Below are 17,353 nucleotides of genomic sequence, written 5' to 3'. Positions count from 1 at the left end.
TTAGAAATGACAATGAAACGATGGATCGCAATCATCGTAGCAGCAGCGCTTATTTTTGTTTCGATAGGCGTAAACTCTTTATCGTACATATTTACAAGGGATTTTAACGGTCTCTTTGAAGAGATGAGGGCCACCTCTTCTTCGGGCTATCAGGAAAATATTTTAGAGCAAGGGACAGGAAAAGATAAAATTGCTGTTCTGACTGTTGATGGGATCATTCAAGACTTGGGGAATTCAACTTCCATTTTCCAACCGTCAGGCTATAACCATCAATATTTTATGAATCAGCTGAATGGGATCCTGGAAGACAAACAGATCAAAGGTGTCGTCTTAAAGGTGAATACACCTGGCGGGGGCGTTGTCGAATCGGCGGATATCTATGACGCGATACGGATGATCCAGGAAGAAAGAGGCATCCCGTTTTATGTTTCCATGGGTGGTATGGCGGCTTCCGGTGGCTACTACATTTCGGCACCGGCTGATAAGATTTTCGTCAACCATGAGACGATTACAGGTTCGATCGGTGTCATTATGGAAAGTGTCAATTATGCGAAGCTCGCTGAAAAATATGGCATCGATTTTAATACGATCAAAACGGGTCCGTACAAAGATATTATGAGTGGCTCGCGTGCAATGACAGACGAAGAGCGGGCAATGTTGCAGGAAATGATCAATGATTCGTATGAGCGTTTTGTTGACATTATTGAAGAAGGTCGGGATATGACAGAGGCCGATGTGAAGAAAATAGCCGATGGGCGGATCATGAATGGACGTCAAGCAATCGAGTCAGGATTAGCGGATGAGTACGGGAAGACTTCGGACGTGATTGCCGCGATGAAAGAAGACTATGATCTTCAAAAGGCAACTGTTTTCGAATATTCGACGCTCGATAGCTGGAGTTCGATTTTTGGCGTGAAAGCGAGCAAATTATTTGGAAGCAATATCGAGTCTGAACTGATCGGTAAATTGCTATCTGATTACAATGCGCCACGGATGATGTACTTGTATGGTGAAAGATAAGGAGGCATTCGCAATGACAGAACAGATGGGACCACAAGAAGAGCGAGCAGAAAAAACAGTCGTTACAAGATCGGTTGCTACTGCTGAGCCTGTCCGGATCGAACACTTCCGGGCGAAATATGCAGGTTTTTGGACACGGTTCTGGGCCTATACGATCGACTTGCTCGTTTTAAGTGCGTTAAGTGGAATACTTGTCAAGCCGATTTTCAGAGCTGCGGGTATCGAAATTACCAATCCTTCGTTTCTATTATTCAGCCCTTATAAAGTGACGGCACTGCTTTTACTTCTTCTCTATTTTATTTTGATGACGAAGTATTTGCAGCAAACCGTAGGAAAAATGATTATGGGCATAAAGGTCATCCCGAAAGACAGAGAGAAATTGACGTGGTCAACTGTCATTTTCCGCGAAGGGTTCGGACGCTTCATTTCGAAAATGCTCTTGATCCCGTATTTTCTCGTTGTGTTCATGCCGAGAAAAGAGGCTTTACATGACTTGTTTGCAGATACAATCGTAATCCATGAAAATGCTTATGAAAAAGAGCTGCGTATCAATGATCGTAGTACATCTGATAGTCAACAGTTGCCAGAAGGGACCATGATTTAGTAAGATGTAAAGAGAAAGGGAGGCGTTTTCGTGGCAAATGTTACATTTAAGAACAATCCTGTTACATTACTTGGCAAAGAGGTAGCTGTAGGAGATACGGCACCGGATTTCACAGTACTCTCAAACGATTTGAACCCTGTTACACTAGCAGATTCCAAAGGGAAAATCAGACTGATCAGCGTTGTACCTTCCGTTGATACGGGAGTTTGCGCTGTACAAACCCGTAAGTTCAATGAAGAAGCGGCATCTCTTGGAGATGATGTTGAAATCTTGACCATTTCTGTCGATTTACCATTTGCGCAGGCAAGATGGTGTGCGGCAGAAGGAATCGAAAATGTGAAAACTCTCTCCGATCATCGTGATCTTTCTTTTGGTGAAGCGTATGGAGTTGTCATTCAAGAACTTCGCTTACTATCACGTTCAATCTTCGTCGTCGATCAAAATGATAAAGTGACGTATGTCGAGTACGTGAGTGAAAACACGAACCATCCGAACTATGAACAAGCCATCGAAGCAGTGAAACAATTACTAAACTAATTTTGGAAACCCACTCGGAAACGGGTGGGTTTTCTCGCGATAGAGGGATAATTATGGAGACAAATACTGAGAAAATTTTTGCGTTTATCGATACATATGCAGAATCATCGGACTCGCTTTACTTGGAGTCGGTCATTGAAGCATGCCAGAAATGGGTGAAAGGTGAGCAACAACCGGATTTAGAGGCAATAGCCACAAAAGAGGAAATTCGAAGAGGAATCCAGCTTGCTGTGTTGAAAGGGATGAACCGACACGCACAACCAAATCATCAAATGACACCGGATGCGATCGGGATGCTCATCGGCCATATTGCAGGGAGAGTGGCTCAAGATAAGCAAAACTTAGCATTGCTTGACCCGGCAGCCGGAACAGGAAATTTATTATACACCGTGATGAATGCCATCGGTAACGGAGCAACAGCGACAGCGGTTGAAGTTGATGAGTTGCTTGTTCGGCTGTCTGCCGTGATGGCGGATTTGCTCGAGCAACCCGTTACATTTTATATACAAGATTCCTTAAGACCTTTGTTGGTCGATCCGGTCGATATGACGATCAGTGATTTGCCGGTCGGTTATTACCCGGATGATGACAATGCGCTCAATTATGAATTGATGCCGACGGAAGGTCATGCTTATGCGCATCATTTGTTTATCGAACAATCGATGAAGCATACGAAAGCAGGCGGCTACGCTCTATTCCTTGTGCCGGCCAATTTGTTTGATTCGGAGCAATCCAGTTATCTACATCCCTATTTAAAGAATCGAACATTGATTCGAGCGGTGATTCAGTTGCCAGACTCGTTATTTAAAAATGCGATCCATGCCAAAAGTCTACTTATCCTGCAAAAGCCATATCCAGAAATGACAGCAACACCGGACGTACTACTGGCAAAAGTACCAGATATGACGGACAAGCATGCCATGGCGTTATTTCTTCAAAAGATAGATAGCTGGGCTTCAGAGTGATCCATTGTAATTTAAGTAAATAGGAGGCCATAGCCATGCGAAATATTTTAGCAATCAATGCAGGGAGTTCATCTTTAAAGTTTCAGCTTCTTCAAATGCCGGAAGAGGACGTCACGGCAATCGGGCAAATTGAACGGATCGGACTTCCAGGATCTTTTATTAAATTAAAATCCGAAGCGGTGAATACGAAAAAAGAACAGGCTATTCACAACCATGCGGATGCGGTAGCTCTGTTATTGGAGATGCTCATTAGTGAGGGGGTTGTCCGTTCGTACGAGGAAATTGACGGTGTTGGTCATCGGGTCGTACACGGGGGGGAAATATTCAGTGATTCCGTATTGATCACTGATGAAATCCTTGAAAAGCTAGAAGAACTTTCAAGCTTGGCACCGTTGCATAATCCGGCGAATATCGTTGGAATTAAGGAATTCCAAAAGGCTTTGCCAGGTGTTCCAGCGGCTGCGACTTTTGATACAGCTTTTCATCAGACAATGACGGAAAGTTCCTTCTTGTACCCGTTACCCTATGAGTACTATGAAAAATACGGTATCCGTAAGTATGGTTTCCATGGCACAAGCCATAAATATGTAACTGAGCGGGCTGCAGTGTTATTAAACCGCCCATTAGAAGATACACGTCTCATTTCTTGTCATCTTGGAAATGGAGCGAGTATAGCAGCGGTCAAAGGAGGAAAATCCATCGACACTTCCATGGGCTTCACGCCACTTGCCGGCGTGACCATGGGAACTCGTTCGGGCAATATTGACCCTGCATTGATCCCTTACATTATGGAACGGACAGGGAAAACCGTTGAAGAAGTGCTGGAGATTCTCAATAAAGAGTCAGGGATGCTTGCATTATCCGGTTTTTCAAGCGATTTACGCGATATCGAGATCCTGGCTTCAGAAGGTAATGAGCGCGCACAGCTTGCCTTGGAAGTTTTTGCTGGGCGGATCCATAAATACATCGGCTCTTATGCCGCAAAAATGGGCGGCGTCGATGCGATCATCTTCACAGCAGGTATCGGTGAGAACAGTGATGTCATCCGTGAGAAAGTATTACATGGCCTAGAATTCATGGGTGTTTACTTTGACCCGGATCTGAATAATATCCGCGGAAAAGAAGTTTATATTAGTTTCCCGCATTCACCGGTAAAAGTGTTAGTCATCCCGACGAACGAGGAAATTATGATCGCGCGCGATACGATGCGTGTTGCGGGCTTGTAGAAGTCCCATTAAACCCAACTCGGTTATGAACATTCAACAACTGTTCATAACCGAGTTTTTGCCTTACATATCATTCAAAAAGTTTGCGTCCCTTTTCAGTATCTTTGTCATGATGAATAAGAATGTAATTCCTATGAATACCCATATCAGACCGATTGTTTTTCCAAGCGGAGAAATGCCGATTGTGATATAACCGCATACAACTAAACCTAAAATGGGACCCAGTAAATTCGGGATAAAATACTTTAGCGAACGTTCATGCCGGCGTCCGAAAAACTCGATGATCACGGAAAGGTTGACAGCAAGGAAGCCGATTAAAGCGCCAAATACAATGAGTTGAAATAAAACACTTAACGGAATTAGAATCGCTCCCATATACCCCACAACGGCCAAAATAAGAATGCTGCAGTAAGGGGTTTTATGCTTAGGATGCAATCGGGCGAACAGGCTAGGCAATAGTTTGTCCCCGCCCATACTGTACAAAATTCGTGAGGCAGAGGCTTGGCCTGCCAAGGCAGTTGAAATTCCTGAAACGGCAATGATTAAGGTACAAATCGTTGCTAATCCCATCCCTCCAACGGTTACAGCAATTTCAAAGAATGCAGTATCTTGGGAGCTGAACGATGTGAAGTCTGTGACAACGATTGTAGCAAAGTATACTTGTAAAATATAAAAGAAAGAACTGATCAAGAGAGCAAGTACAGCCGCACGACCGACTGTTTTACCTGCTACTTTCGAATCTTCCGCCATTGTTGTAACTGCGTCAAATCCTAAATAAGAAAGAACAGCGAGCGAAGTCCCCGCGAGTAAAGCATCAAAAGAAAAAGTGGATGAATTATAAATGCCTTGAAAGGAAAATATATTGCCTATCCCACCGTTCTGTATTAAATGATGGATGGCGAAACTAATAAATAAGACCAAACTGAAAAGCATTAATAAGGTCATCAGAATATTGAGGCGAGAGCTCACATGGGCTCCTAGATAATTACTTACGGTAACAGGAACAAGGAAGAAAAGTAATGTTAACCATAATGGGAGAGTCGGAAAGAGTTCCATGAGAAAAATCGCGCTTATTTTATACAGTAGCATGGGGATTAGTAAATAATCCAATAAGATCGCCCAACCGGCCACAAAGCCGACTTTGGGAGAAATGGCTTGGGATGTGTAACTATACGTAGAGCCGGCTTTTGGAAAAGCACCTGCCATTTTCCCGTAGGAAGAAGCCGTAAATACCATTGCAATGAGGCCGACTAAATAAGAGAGCACTGCATGACCCTGTGAAGTGAGAGTAAGTTCGCCAAATAGTGTTTGTGCTGATACAGGGGCCATAAATACCATTCCAAAAATAACTAAATCTCTTGTCTTTAAAACTTTCTTTAACGAATTTTCATCCGATTGACTGTAAGCGTTTGCAAAAGTGTTGGTAGTTGCGGTAGTGACCGAATCATTTGAATCTTTATAAATTCCCATTATATTCACTCCTTCATCCACTGTTTGTTGAAAAGGGGTAAGTCATCATAAAGACGGGTTGCAACAGTAATTCCGATGCAATCAAAGCAGGCTATCCCACCCAGCTCTATCTGGTTTATAGGTTGCGGGATAGCCTGGATTATCACGAATTATCTTCATTCAGCAGAAGGCTCCCACCTCTCTAGGTGGTGAGATGAATGCAGTTTTGTTTTCCTGTTCAGCGGGTGTCCAAACGCCTGCTGAACGAAGATAAAGCCTCCGGCGGATGTCACAGATTTTTTAGTGGAGCTTTTCGAGCGAGCTCGAAAAAATCTGGACGCAATTACGCCGAGGCGTAATTGATTGTACTTGCAGATTATAAAACTTGTTTTTCATATGCACTGATCGAATCTGATAAAATGTCAATCATTTTTTCGATATCTTGCTTCGTTGAAATGAGAGGAGGCGCAATAGCAACGGCGTTCATCCCTCCAAAAGTAAGAGGTCTTAAAATCAAGTTCCGTTTTGCACATTCTTCTACGACTGCGAGAGCTGCAAATTCAGTTGGGGAAAATGGAATGCTCTGCTCCGGGTCTCTGAATAATTCGATGGCTCCCATCAGACCGATCGCTCTTGGTTTTGCAGTAATTTTATGTTTTTGCTCTAAATGGTTGAGACCTTTTAGTAATTCTTCACCGACTATACGAGCATTGTCCACGAGACCTTCATTTTCGATAATTTCAATTGTTTTTAAAGCGACTGCACATGCTGTAGGGTGCCCACTATAAGTGAAGCCGTGATAGAAAACATCGTCAGACATCCTGTTCAGTTCATCTCTCAACTTTTCCGTCATCATCACTGCACCGAGCTGAATATAACCGCTCGTAATTCCTTTCGCAACACACATAATATCAGGCACAACATTCCAATGATTGACCCCAAACATTTTGCCCGTTCTTCCAAAGCCGGTAATGACTTCGTCAGTGATCATGAAAATCCCAAATTCGTCACATAGGTCACGAACCGCTTTCAAATACCCTTCAGGTGGAATATTAACGCCGCCAACACCTTGGATCGGTTCAAGAATAATCGCCGCGATGTTTTCTGAGCCTTCCTTCTCGATAATCCCTCTAAAACTACGGTCGTAATCCGGATCGTTTTTATCCCCAAGTTCGCAATTGGTTTTATAAGGAATTGCATGTAGAAAATCAGGCGCTATAGCTGTGATCATCTTTTTAAATTCCGGTACGCCAGTTGCACTTGTTGCACCCATTGTTACGCCATGGTAACTAAGATCTAAAGAAATGATTTTTCTTCGTTTTGGCTGTCCTTTTAGTTTCCAGTAGTGGCGCACAATTTTAAAAGCACTTTCATTTGATTCGGAACCGCCGGAAGTGAAAAAACTAACGTTTAAATCCCCGGGTGCAATGCTTGCTAGTTTTTCGGATAATCGAATGACCACTTCGTGTGAGTTATTAAAGAAAGACGAAGCGTAGGCCAGTTTCATCATTTGCTCACTCGCCGCATCTGCAAGTTCTTGTCGGCCATATCCAAGATTGACGTTCCATAATGAGGAAACCCCGTCAATGTATTCAACTCCGTGAACATCCGTAATATGGATCCCTTTACCTTTTTCAAAAATGACAGCAGGACCATCTGCTTGTTGGAGCGGTAATGGAGTGGTAGGGTGTAGGAAATGTTTTTTATCGAGCTTTTGTAATTGTTCAGGACTCACTTTGTTTTCCGTTATTTGTTTTGTCATTAAAAAGACCCCCTCATGTGTAATAGTTATTGTCTTGAATGATTGGAAAATTTGGCTTAAACTGAATAATACGTGTTATTATGCAACCCCTTTCATAAATGCTTTGGAACATGTAAGGTCATGATAAATGACGATACTTACTGCAATCTTACAAAAGGGTAGAATATTCTTACTAATGTATTTTTACATTGAATGGTAATGGAAGTCTTTAAGTTATCTGAGTGAAAAGTGAAGGTTAAAAGAATATGAAATGCTTGGAGAAGGAGTTGGATGACGATGAAAATTGAAGAGAACAGGCTGCGATTACCTACTTACTCCTCATATGAACAACGAAGTCGATTATACGATGAGTTTGATAAGTATCCTAACGCCTCGCTCATTTTATTAATGGGGGACAGTGGATACGGTAAAACGACGTTCGTTTCAAATTACATTCGTGAAAAGAATTTGCCAACTGTTTGGATCCAGTTAGCAGGCACGGAACGCTATGTACATATGTTTCTAAGTTATTTAAAAGTTGGAATCTGTAAATTGAAAAATGAAGAGTATCCAATAGAAACGGTATTACCTAAAAATACAGAATTGGAACTGGAAGAAATTGCTTCGTTGCTATCCAGACAATCTACGCCGATGTATATTGTTTTAGATGATTATCAATCAGTAGATGCAAGTCCTGAAATCGGCTTCCTTCTGACGACGCTCATCAATCGGGCTTCTTCGATGGTGAAATTCATTGTCATTAGCCGAGTACGTCCTTCGCTATCCATGACGAAATTGAAAATGGAACAAAAGTATATGGAATTATCCACTGCTGATTTAGCATTTACATTTGAGGAGACGAAAGAATTTTATAATACGACGCATAAATTGGCGCTTGAAGACCATGAGCTTCAGTTAATCCATAAAACAACAGAAGGATGGATTGCTAGTTACCAGCTGATCCTTGGAGTGATCGGTAAAATGAATCATCAGGAACGTTCCCTTTTTTGGTCTACATTTCCCAAAGTTCAAGACATTTATGATTATCTTTCTACGGAAGTCATTCAATCACAACCGGATGATATCAAGTTGTTTTTATATCGAACAAGCTTGTTGCCAGAATTGGATCCGATTGTAATTGATGAATTGCTAGGGATTCAAAAATCGGGGGAAATACTCAATCATCTTTTAAATCATCATTTGTTTATTTATCGGGATGGTTTAGGCATTTTGCGTTACCATCGATTATTTCGCCAATTTTTATATCAAAATTATAAAGGGCTTGTAACAATTGAATTGATCAATCGTGAGCACCTTAAACTTGCAGCGATATATGAAGGCCGTTTTCAGCTTATTAACGCATTTGCACACTATACGGTCGGGAAGGATTATATAAATGCAACAAAGGTTATGGGGATGATCGGGAATCGGTATAACCCTGTAGAATCCATGCTCTTATTAGACGGATGGCTGGATGAAATATCACCGGATGAATCATTTGCCAGCAATACATTGTTTTTAATCCGATGCATCCCATTATCCGCCTTCAACGAGTTAACCGTACTTTTTGAGAAAAGTATTTCAGTTTTGCAGAAGGAGAAGAGTGAACTGTGGCTTTGTAATCTTCAACATCGACTTGCTACAATCTATTTAGTGCGGGGCGATATCCAAACAGCGAAGGACCTTTTCCATAAATCTTTGGCTAGCTCGGAACGGTTTCACAATCATACAACGAATGCATTGAATTTAACTCTTCTTGCGGAAATCTATAGATACTTAGGGAATTACTCGAAAGCGATGGCATATGTGCGAGAGTCGTTATTTATTTCAGATAAATATCGGATCAGACATACACAAATCCAAGCACTTGATACGATGGCAACTATCTATCTCGATGATAAAAATACGGAAGAAGCTTCCCTGTATATCCACCAAGCATTGGAACTGGCACAGCAGTTTGATAAAGCTTCCCTGTTTTTTGTCTATACGACAATGGGAAGGTTGTTTCGCATAAAAGAAGATTTTGCAAAATCACAGGATTGGGGAACAAAAGCGGTTGCGATAGCGGAAAGTTATAGAGCTGAGTTTGATATAGGCTGGTCTGCTCATGAGTTGGGAAAAAGTTATCTCGAAAATGGACAACTTGAGAAAGCGGAGCATTTTCTTGAGAAAGCGAGTCATGCTTCTTCCTTGTTTACACTCTATCATTGTGAAGTAGGGATGACGCAGTTGGAATTATACAAAAAGAGGGGAGATGGGAAGCGTGCAGCAAAAAAACAAGCCGAACTGCTCAAATTTTTGAAAGAACATAATTATGATTGGATGTTCAATCAAATAGAAGAAACTGATAATAAAGAAGAGGAGAAACTTCCGAGACTTGTTATTCGTACACTTGGTTGTTTTAAACTATTTTTTAACGATGAACAGCTTATCATAAAAAGAAGTTCAAGTCTTCGGCTTCTCCAGTATTTTATTACGAATAGAAATAAGCAAATTGAAAGAGATATCATCCTTGATGCAGTGTTTCCAGAAGGATCATTCGAAACCGTACACAATCAGTTTCATGTAGCAGTGTCAGTATTGCGCAAAGTATTGGAGCCGAATTTAACTTCGGGAACCCGGTCACGCTTCATTAAACGTTCCGGTAATCACTATTTGTTTTGTACGGAAGAAATAGATTTGGACATCGAGCGATTTACATTTTTAACTTCCGTACAGGACAATCATGACTCCGAAGATACGATTCATAACCTCCAACAAGCAATATCTTTATTTCAAGGAGATTATTTTGAAGAGTACCCATATGAATTATTTTTAGAAGCGGAACGTGAACGGCTTCGAACGTTGTATATCAAAACAAGCAGGCGATTAGCCGATTTTTACTATGCACAAAAAGAATACAATACTTGTTTCGAATATTTTGAGGGGATCTTGAAAAAAGACCCGGATCACGAACAATCCTATCTTGACTATCTTGAGCTGCTTTTGATACAGAAATGTACTTTAAAAGCTTCAAGCATCGCTAGTCAAATGATTCAACATTTTGAAAGGGAGATGGGGATTGATGTGGAAGAATCCGTCACCACATTATTCGTGAAGTATGATCATCCGGCAAGTTTGCAACGCATTGGCAATTAATCTAGTATGAAAAAGAGTTGTCCGACAAATACAGGACAACTCTTTTTGTTTTAGACGCATTTCTTGCTTAATGACCTTCAGGCGTGCGAATGACCAGCACATCACATTTCGCAGAGCGAACGATATTTTCAGAGACACTACCGATCAGGAAGCGTTCGACTGCATTCAAACCAGTCGCACCACAAATGATCAAATCAGCATTCAATTTCTTGGCGATATCTTTGGAAATCATTGTTTTGGGGGAGCCGTATTCAACAAGAATATTGACATTTGTCACGCCCGCTTGCAAAGCCTCTTCCTTGTATTTGTTCAATAGTTCTTCAGCGAATTTCTGAGCCCGTTCTGCAATCGAACGATCATAAGCTTCAACAGATGCGTATGAACGAGTATCAATGATATTGATCAAATTCAAAGTGGCCTCATTTCGATCAGCGATTGCTACCGCTTTTTTGAATGCCCATTCCGATTCTTTTGATCCATCTACTGCTACTAGAATTTGATTATAGACTAATGTCATCCTTTCCCACTCCATTCTTTAGTTGTTATTATTAATATTTCGAGAGTTAAGAGAAAATTCCTTTTAATTTCCCAAAAAAAATTTTGAAATTCGTCGAAATTCGACAATATTGTTACGATGCATGAAAATGCTTCACAAATGTTCGTGAAAAAAATACGCGGTTGAATATTCCGTATTTTTCTGAAAATGAAGCCAAAATGATGACTTTCTGCTAAAATGGTAGCTACGTTGGTTTCTGACGGTTAGATTCAGTGCTCAATTAATACTAACACTAACAAACATTTTCTTTAGGAGGAATTGTAATGCGAATCGGTGTTCCAAAAGAAGTTAAAAATAATGAAAATCGTGTCGCCATGACACCAGCGGGCGTTTATAATTTAAAAACAGCAGGTCATGAAGTCATTATTGAAACAGGCGCAGGTCTGAACTCAAGCTTTACAGATGAAGAATATGTCAAGGCAGGAGCGAAGATTGTTCCGTCCGCGGCTGAGGCATGGGATGTGGAGATGGTGATGAAGGTAAAGGAGCCGGCCACTTCAGAATATGATTACTTACGTGAAGGGCTCATTCTTTTCACCTATTTGCATCTGGCGTCTGAAGAACAACTGACAAAAGTGCTTCTTGAAAAGAAAGTGATAGCAATCGCATATGAAACGGTTCAGCTAGAAAATAAAACACTACCTCTCTTAGCACCGATGAGTGAAGTTGCAGGTCGTATGGCGACGCAAATCGGTGCACAATATTTACAACAAACGCATGGTGGGAAAGGGATTCTCCTAAGCGGTGTTCCAGGTGTTCCTCGTGCCAATGTGACCATTATTGGAGGTGGGCAAGCAGGGACAACTGCTGCGAAGGCTGCGGTTGGCATGGGAGCGGCAGTCACTGTACTCGATTTGTCGGTCGAGCGACTTCGTCATTTGGATGAGTTTTTCGGAAACGACATTCAGACACTTGTTTCGAACCCATTCAATATTTCAAATGCGGTGAGAGAGGCTGATCTCGTAGTCGGCGCAGTACTGATCCCTGGAGCAAAAGCGCCGAAACTTGTTACGGAAGAAATGATTAAATCGATGAAACCGGGATCGGTTCTTGTTGATATCGCGATTGACCAAGGCGGTATTTTTGAGACATCAGATCGCGTGACAACGCATGATGATCCTATTTTTGTCAAGCATGGTGTCGTCCATTATGCAGTCGCGAATATGCCAGGAGCTGTGCCGCAAACTTCTACGATTGCTTTGACAAACGTCACGGTCCCTTATGCACTTCAAATTGCCAATAAAGGATATCAACAAGCGTGCTTGGATAATCTATCCTTGCAAAAAGGCTTAAACACATTAGAAGGATATGTTACTCATCAAGGAGTAGCAGAAGCACGAGGGTTTGAATACGTACCGGCAGAGACATTATTGAAATGAACTTCCGCTGAATGAAGAGAAAGGGCTGTTCGGAAAGTCAGTGAAAACTGGTTTTCCGGAACAGCCCTTTTGCTATTTTCTCCCTTCCTTTCCCGAAAGCCAAGTCGTCTTTCAAATAGATTAACAAAATGAACAACCTTCTATTGACAACTAAAATGGGGTGCGTTAGATTTTAAGTGAAATTGATAATCATTATCATTAGTTTGTTTAGTATGGGTGTGTCTGCTTAGTCGACCCGGAAAATGGCACACCTGTCGGCTTTATTTATGATGCATTGTTGGAGGAGATAGAAACAAAATGAACAATCCAGTTACGTTGGCACTTACAGAAGCATGGGGCTGCTATTCTGAAGAAATAGATGAACCATATGAAATAAGAGTATCATTGCCGAAAGCCTTTCCACCTGTAGAGGGTTATCCGGTTATATATGTACTGGATGGCAATGCCTATTTCCAATTTGTGCGGGATGCAATCCGCTTACAATCTAAAAATGCCCTTAAAACGTTTGTTGAAGCAGCAATTGTAGTCGGCATTGGACATCCTGGAGAAGACGAGGAAGTTTCAAAACGCCGATTTTATGATTTTACCGCACCTGCTGAAGCCTATCATTATTCGGAGCGTCTAAAACGGTTGAATGTGGAAAGGGAATATGGGGGAGCGCTAAAATTCTTGACGTTTTTAGAAACCCGTTTAAAACCTGAAATCGAACGTCGTTATCGCGTCGATGAAAGGAAACAAGCCTTATTTGGTCATTCGCTTAGCGGGCTTTTTACACTATTTACGCTGTTCACAAAGCCGACTACTTTTCAGACCTATCTTGCTATCAGCCCATCGATTTGGTGGAATGATTATGAATTGCTTCTCTATAATTGAGCAATTTCTTGAACGAACGGGAAAGAATGGGGAACAACGTCTTTTCATAGCGGTTGGTGAGCTGGAACGTTTCATGGTAGACGATGCGAAACGATTAGTCGAGCGATTGGAAGAAGCGCAATCGGAAAATTTGGATTGCACCTTTTACTGTGCACCTGAAGAGAATCATGCATCCGTCGTCCCGACGACCATGAGCCGGGCCATTCGTTTTATCAATCAATAAAAAATGCTGAATTTTAGTAGCCATTCAGAGTTTATCTTTAGCACACATGCATCTCTCCATTGATAAAGAAAACATACTAACATTAGTAGCACAAACCACGGCCATGGTTTGTGCTACTATTTTTTTATAGTAGAAGTGAAGGAAGGTCGAACAGCCCTTGGGACCAACTAAGAGTCCGTATCTAAAAACCGACCAACTTCACACCCTTATATGAATCAGTTTAGTATGTTGGATCTTTGAGATCGTGTAAAAGAAAATGGAAGCGATAAGGCACTGTGGAGACTTCTATGATTGGCTAATAAGGAGAATAGAAGATGATGAGACATGTAGTGGCATTTGATGTCAGTATGGGTAAAAGTACAATGGTGATTTATAATCAGTATCGCCAGTGTGATTTTGAAGGAGAGATTTTACATAATCGCGCTTCCTTTGAACAGCTTCATGAAACACTTCAAACATTGATTGCCCAAGATGGGCAACCACCTGAAATCATTTTTGAAGCAACGGGAGTGTACTCAAAAGCGTTGGAGAGATTTTTTCAGGATCATGACTATGCATACTATCGCATCAATCCGCTTGAAGCCAACTTGCAGATGGCATCAATGCGTAGGCAGAAAACTGATAAAAATGATGCACACGAGCTGGCAAAATCCCATTTCCGAGTGGAGCGCAGACAGACATATCAAGAAGAGGATTATTATCAGCAGATGCGAGGGTTAACACGTTATTACGATGAGTTGGATAGCGAAATTACACATTTACAGAATCGAATGCATGCCATCCTACAATTAAGCTTTCCAGAATTGGAATATCTTTTCTCGACACGTTCCGCATTATTTTTAAATATTGTACAGCTATTCCCCCATCCAGACGAGGTATTGGCTCACTCAAAAGCTGTGATTCGCAATCGTTTAAAAGCGAATACACGAAAAAACTTATCCTTAAAACGAGCGGAAGAAAAAGGAATGGCTCTACTCCAAGCCGCTCAAAATGCATATCCTGCGATTTCAAAAGATGATGTCCGTTGTGAGCAGGTACGTGATTATGCCCGGAGGATTGCCGACTTAAAAGAGAAGAAAGAGCAGCTGGTCAAACAAATGGTGGAGCTTTCAGAAGAAAGAGTCGAGTACCAAGTGCTTCTTTCATTTCCCGGTATCGGTGAAGCCACAGCCGTTCGAATCATCGGAGAATTAGGGGATATTAGCCGCTTTAAAAATCACAAACAACTAAATGCTTATGTAGGAATTGATATCATGCGCTATCAATCAGGTAATACGTTTTACCAAGACAAAATAAATAAACGGGGAAATAATAAACTGCGCAAAATTTTGTTTTATATGATTCAAACGATGATCACCCTTCGCAAAAAAACAAACAATCATCTTGTGGAGTATTATGACAAATTAAAAACGCAACCGCAGAGGAAACCTCATAAAGTTGCGTCCGTTGCGTGTATGAATAAGTTCTTGAAAGTCGCATTTCACCTTATTACACACGGCATCACCTATGATTACGAAACAGCGTCTACCTGTTCGTAATTGGTTACGTTTACTATACCATAATTGACCTTTCGAAAAAATGAGCTTTCGTTAGGTCTTTTTGGCGTAAGGAAATTTTGTTTGAGTGAGGAGAGGGATTCCTCCTCACTTATACAAAATCATTTCCCTTGAAAAATTGTCAAATAACACTTGACTGGAGGTAAGAAGGGGCTGTCCAGAAAGTCTGTAACAACCGACTTTCTGGACAGCCCCAGTTCTAAATTCACTGAATAATGACAAGTTCCTTCGGAAATTTCGTAAGGACTTCCACACCGTCTGCCGTGACGGCTACGTCATCTTCAATCCGGACGCCGGTGATGTCCGGATGATAGATGCCAGGCTCGATTGTGAAGACCATTCCTGCTTCGAGTTCAAGTTCATTGGTTCCTGTGACGGATGGATATTCATGGACGGAGATACCGAGACCGTGACCGACGCGATGTGTGAAGTATTCGCCATAGCCGGCTTGCTCGATAACATCCCGTGCTGCTTTATCGATTTCCATCGCTTTGACACCAGGACGGACAAGGTCGATCGCCGCTTGCTCCGCTTTTTTGACTGTCTCATAAATTTCGCGTTGTGCATCACTTGGTTCTCCAAATGCAACCGTTCGTGTAATATCCGAGCAATAGCCTTGATAGACAACGCCTAGATCGAACAGGATGAAATCACCTTTTTGAATTTTGCGATCCCCGGGAGTTCCGTGGGGGGACGACGTTTTAGGACCGGAAAGAACCATCGTGTCGAAAGACATCTTTTCGGCACCTTTTTTCTTCATTTCAAATTCGATGGCCATTAAGATTTCTAACTCTGTTTTTCCTTCCGCGATTTCCTTGCAGCCGACTTCAATGGCGTAGTCAGCCAGTTGTGCAGCTTTCCGTAGTTTTTCTAGCTCATCTTCACTTTTGATATTACGCATCCCATTCAGTTGTTCATCGATTCTGGAGAAAGTGGCTTCTGGAAATAGGTGAGTCATGCGTTCGAGCCGCTCCACTGTTAAATGGGATTTTTCGATGGCGATGGTAGCAGGGAGGTCACCGCGTTTTTGTACCGCCAGTTTGACGATGTCCCAAGCATCGTCTGTATCTTCATGCCCGATTGCTTCAAAAGACCAGCCAGCTGCCTTAACATCCGGCACTTCCATCAAGGGACTGATCAGGAAAGGCTCCGCCTCTTTGAACACCATGACACCGAGCAATCTTTCATGTGGATTGCTGTGAAAGCCCGAAACGTAAAATACATTATCGGGTGTAGTGATAAAAGCGGCGTCTAAGCCTTCTTGCTGTAAATATTGCTGAATCTCTTCTACTTTACTCATTCTAATTACCTCCTCTACGAATACTTCAATTATAACAAAAAGGAGGATTTTTCGGTCGTATAACGAAAAATGTCATATAGGCTAAAAAGATGGAGGGATTTTTCAATGCAAATTTCATATCATGGACATTCTATAGTGAAAATTAAAACAGGCAATCATACCATTCTGATCGATCCGTTTATCACAGGTAATAAATTGACCGATTTGACAGTTGAAGGGGAGAAACCCGATGCGATTTTGCTGACACACGGTCATAATGACCACGTCGGCGATACAGTGGCGATTGCGAAAGCGTGCGATGCGCTCGTCATTGCACCGAACGAACTGGCCGTTTACCTTGGCTGGCAAGGGATAAAAACACATGGCATGAATATCGGTGGCGCATGTGAATTTGAATTTGGAACGGTGAAGTTTACAAAAGCATTCCATAGTTCATCTTACACGACTGAAGATAATCAAATCATCTACACCGGGATGCCAACAGGAATTTTATTTACAGCAGAGGGGAAGACGATTTACCATGCAGGGGATACATCGCTGTTCGGAGATATGGAGATGATCGGTAAGAGACATCCAATAGATGTGGCGTTTGTTCCGATTGGGGATAATTTTACGATGGGACCGGAAGATGCGGCTCTTGCTGTTGAATTGTTGAATCCGAAACTGGCCATCCCGATTCATTTTAATACGTTCCCACCAATCGAACAGGATCCAGAGACATTCAGAGCACTTGTCAAAGGGCATGAAGTGAAAGTGCTGGAAGCGGGAGGCCTATTCGAACTATAA

At 41.8% G+C, this 17,353-nt stretch carries 15 protein-coding genes; 11 read left to right on the top strand and 4 right to left on the bottom strand.

The window, feature by feature from the left end; genetic code table 11:
- The first annotated feature begins 6 nt into the window (after positions 1-6).
- Genes sppA through ACFPRA_RS15975 form a run of 5 tightly spaced genes read left to right on the top strand, consistent with a single transcriptional unit; the run spans position 7 to position 4,352 of the window.
- Positions 7-1,020, top strand: coding sequence for a signal peptide peptidase SppA (gene sppA / locus ACFPRA_RS15995; protein WP_381436812.1), 1,014 nt, complete (start codon positions 7-9; stop codon positions 1,018-1,020).
- Positions 1,021-1,033: 13 nt separating this feature from the next.
- Positions 1,034-1,624 carry an RDD family protein gene (locus ACFPRA_RS15990; RefSeq protein WP_381436809.1) on the top strand — a complete coding sequence of 197 codons (591 nt, stop codon included), beginning with the start codon at positions 1,034-1,036 and terminating at the stop codon, positions 1,622-1,624.
- 30 nt (positions 1,625-1,654) lie between these two features.
- Positions 1,655-2,161, top strand: coding sequence for a thiol peroxidase (gene tpx / locus ACFPRA_RS15985; protein WP_381436806.1), 507 nt, complete (start codon positions 1,655-1,657; stop codon positions 2,159-2,161).
- Between the two features lie 53 nt (positions 2,162-2,214).
- Complete coding sequence (locus ACFPRA_RS15980; protein WP_381436804.1) at positions 2,215-3,126, top strand: class I SAM-dependent methyltransferase; 912 nt, start codon at positions 2,215-2,217, stop codon at positions 3,124-3,126.
- Between the two features lie 35 nt (positions 3,127-3,161).
- Positions 3,162-4,352: an acetate kinase gene (locus ACFPRA_RS15975; protein ID WP_381436800.1), complete on the top strand. Its 1,191-nt coding sequence runs from the start codon at positions 3,162-3,164 to the stop codon at positions 4,350-4,352.
- 63 nt (positions 4,353-4,415) lie between these two features.
- Here ACFPRA_RS15975 and ACFPRA_RS15970 read toward each other — a convergent pair whose 3' ends face one another.
- Positions 4,416-5,822: an APC family permease gene (locus ACFPRA_RS15970; RefSeq protein WP_381436797.1), complete on the bottom strand. Its 1,407-nt coding sequence runs from the start codon at positions 5,820-5,822 to the stop codon at positions 4,416-4,418.
- 355 nt (positions 5,823-6,177) lie between these two features.
- Entirely contained in the window at positions 6,178-7,563 is a 1,386-nt protein-coding gene (locus ACFPRA_RS15965; RefSeq protein WP_381436793.1) for an aminotransferase family protein, read from the bottom strand.
- A 270-nt stretch (positions 7,564-7,833) separates the two neighbouring features.
- On the opposite strand from ACFPRA_RS15965, the gene ACFPRA_RS15960 reads away from it, so the two are divergent.
- Positions 7,834-10,680, top strand: coding sequence for a tetratricopeptide repeat protein (locus ACFPRA_RS15960; protein ID WP_381436790.1), 2,847 nt, complete (start codon positions 7,834-7,836; stop codon positions 10,678-10,680).
- A 67-nt stretch (positions 10,681-10,747) separates the two neighbouring features.
- Here the strand turns inward: ACFPRA_RS15960 and ACFPRA_RS15955 are convergent, their stop codons facing one another.
- Positions 10,748-11,197: a universal stress protein gene (locus ACFPRA_RS15955; protein WP_381436787.1), complete on the bottom strand. Its 450-nt coding sequence runs from the start codon at positions 11,195-11,197 to the stop codon at positions 10,748-10,750.
- A gap of 302 nt (positions 11,198-11,499) precedes the next feature.
- On the opposite strand from ACFPRA_RS15955, the gene ald reads away from it, so the two are divergent.
- From ald to ACFPRA_RS15935, 4 genes are all read left to right on the top strand, one after another.
- Positions 11,500-12,615, top strand: a complete 1,116-nt coding sequence (gene ald / locus ACFPRA_RS15950; RefSeq protein WP_381436784.1) for an alanine dehydrogenase — start codon at positions 11,500-11,502, stop codon at positions 12,613-12,615.
- 297 nt (positions 12,616-12,912) lie between these two features.
- Positions 12,913-13,488: an alpha/beta hydrolase gene (locus ACFPRA_RS15945; RefSeq protein ID WP_381436781.1), complete on the top strand. Its 576-nt coding sequence runs from the start codon at positions 12,913-12,915 to the stop codon at positions 13,486-13,488.
- On the top strand, positions 13,466-13,711 hold the full coding sequence (locus tag ACFPRA_RS15940) for an alpha/beta hydrolase family protein (protein WP_381436778.1): 246 nt from the start codon (positions 13,466-13,468) through the stop codon (positions 13,709-13,711). Before ACFPRA_RS15945 ends, ACFPRA_RS15940 begins: the two co-directional genes overlap by 23 nt.
- Positions 13,712-14,028: 317 nt before the next feature.
- Positions 14,029-15,249: an IS110 family RNA-guided transposase gene (locus ACFPRA_RS15935; RefSeq protein ID WP_381437582.1), complete on the top strand. Its 1,221-nt coding sequence runs from the start codon at positions 14,029-14,031 to the stop codon at positions 15,247-15,249.
- Between the two features lie 223 nt (positions 15,250-15,472).
- Here the strand turns inward: ACFPRA_RS15935 and ACFPRA_RS15930 are convergent, their stop codons facing one another.
- Positions 15,473-16,567: a M24 family metallopeptidase gene (locus ACFPRA_RS15930; RefSeq protein ID WP_381436776.1), complete on the bottom strand. Its 1,095-nt coding sequence runs from the start codon at positions 16,565-16,567 to the stop codon at positions 15,473-15,475.
- Positions 16,568-16,672: 105 nt separating this feature from the next.
- Here ACFPRA_RS15930 and ACFPRA_RS15925 point away from each other — a divergent pair, with 105 nt between their 5' ends.
- Positions 16,673-17,353 carry a metal-dependent hydrolase gene (locus ACFPRA_RS15925; RefSeq protein ID WP_381436773.1) on the top strand — a complete coding sequence of 227 codons (681 nt, stop codon included), beginning with the start codon at positions 16,673-16,675 and terminating at the stop codon, positions 17,351-17,353.

It is taken from the genome of Sporosarcina soli (assembly GCF_042655805.1).
Taxonomy (GTDB): Bacteria; Bacillota; Bacilli; order Bacillales_A; family Planococcaceae; genus Sporosarcina; species Sporosarcina soli.
This window is presented reverse-complemented; position numbering and strand designations above follow the sequence as displayed.

Bases quoted from the DNA above. Each gene is read 5' to 3' on its own strand.
- ACFPRA_RS15955 (WP_381436787.1), bottom strand. From the start codon at position 11,197: ATGACATTAGTCTATAATCAAATTCTAGTAGCAGTAGATGGATCAAAA.
- ACFPRA_RS15970 (WP_381436797.1), bottom strand. From the start codon at position 5,822: ATGGGAATTTATAAAGATTCAAATGATTCGGTCACTACCGCAACTACC.
- ACFPRA_RS15930 (WP_381436776.1), bottom strand. From the start codon at position 16,567: ATGAGTAAAGTAGAAGAGATTCAGCAATATTTACAGCAAGAAGGCTTA.
- ACFPRA_RS15980 (WP_381436804.1), top strand. From the start codon at position 2,215: ATGGAGACAAATACTGAGAAAATTTTTGCGTTTATCGATACATATGCA.
- ACFPRA_RS15990 (WP_381436809.1), top strand. From the start codon at position 1,034: ATGACAGAACAGATGGGACCACAAGAAGAGCGAGCAGAAAAAACAGTC.
- ACFPRA_RS15935 (WP_381437582.1), top strand. From the start codon at position 14,029: ATGAGACATGTAGTGGCATTTGATGTCAGTATGGGTAAAAGTACAATG.
- ACFPRA_RS15925 (WP_381436773.1), top strand. From the start codon at position 16,673: ATGCAAATTTCATATCATGGACATTCTATAGTGAAAATTAAAACAGGC.
- ACFPRA_RS15965 (WP_381436793.1), bottom strand. From the start codon at position 7,563: ATGACAAAACAAATAACGGAAAACAAAGTGAGTCCTGAACAATTACAA.
- sppA (WP_381436812.1), top strand. From the start codon at position 7: ATGACAATGAAACGATGGATCGCAATCATCGTAGCAGCAGCGCTTATT.
- ACFPRA_RS15975 (WP_381436800.1), top strand. From the start codon at position 3,162: ATGCGAAATATTTTAGCAATCAATGCAGGGAGTTCATCTTTAAAGTTT.
- ACFPRA_RS15945 (WP_381436781.1), top strand. From the start codon at position 12,913: ATGAACAATCCAGTTACGTTGGCACTTACAGAAGCATGGGGCTGCTAT.
- ald (WP_381436784.1), top strand. From the start codon at position 11,500: ATGCGAATCGGTGTTCCAAAAGAAGTTAAAAATAATGAAAATCGTGTC.
- ACFPRA_RS15960 (WP_381436790.1), top strand. From the start codon at position 7,834: ATGACGATGAAAATTGAAGAGAACAGGCTGCGATTACCTACTTACTCC.
- ACFPRA_RS15940 (WP_381436778.1), top strand. From the start codon at position 13,466: ATGAATTGCTTCTCTATAATTGAGCAATTTCTTGAACGAACGGGAAAG.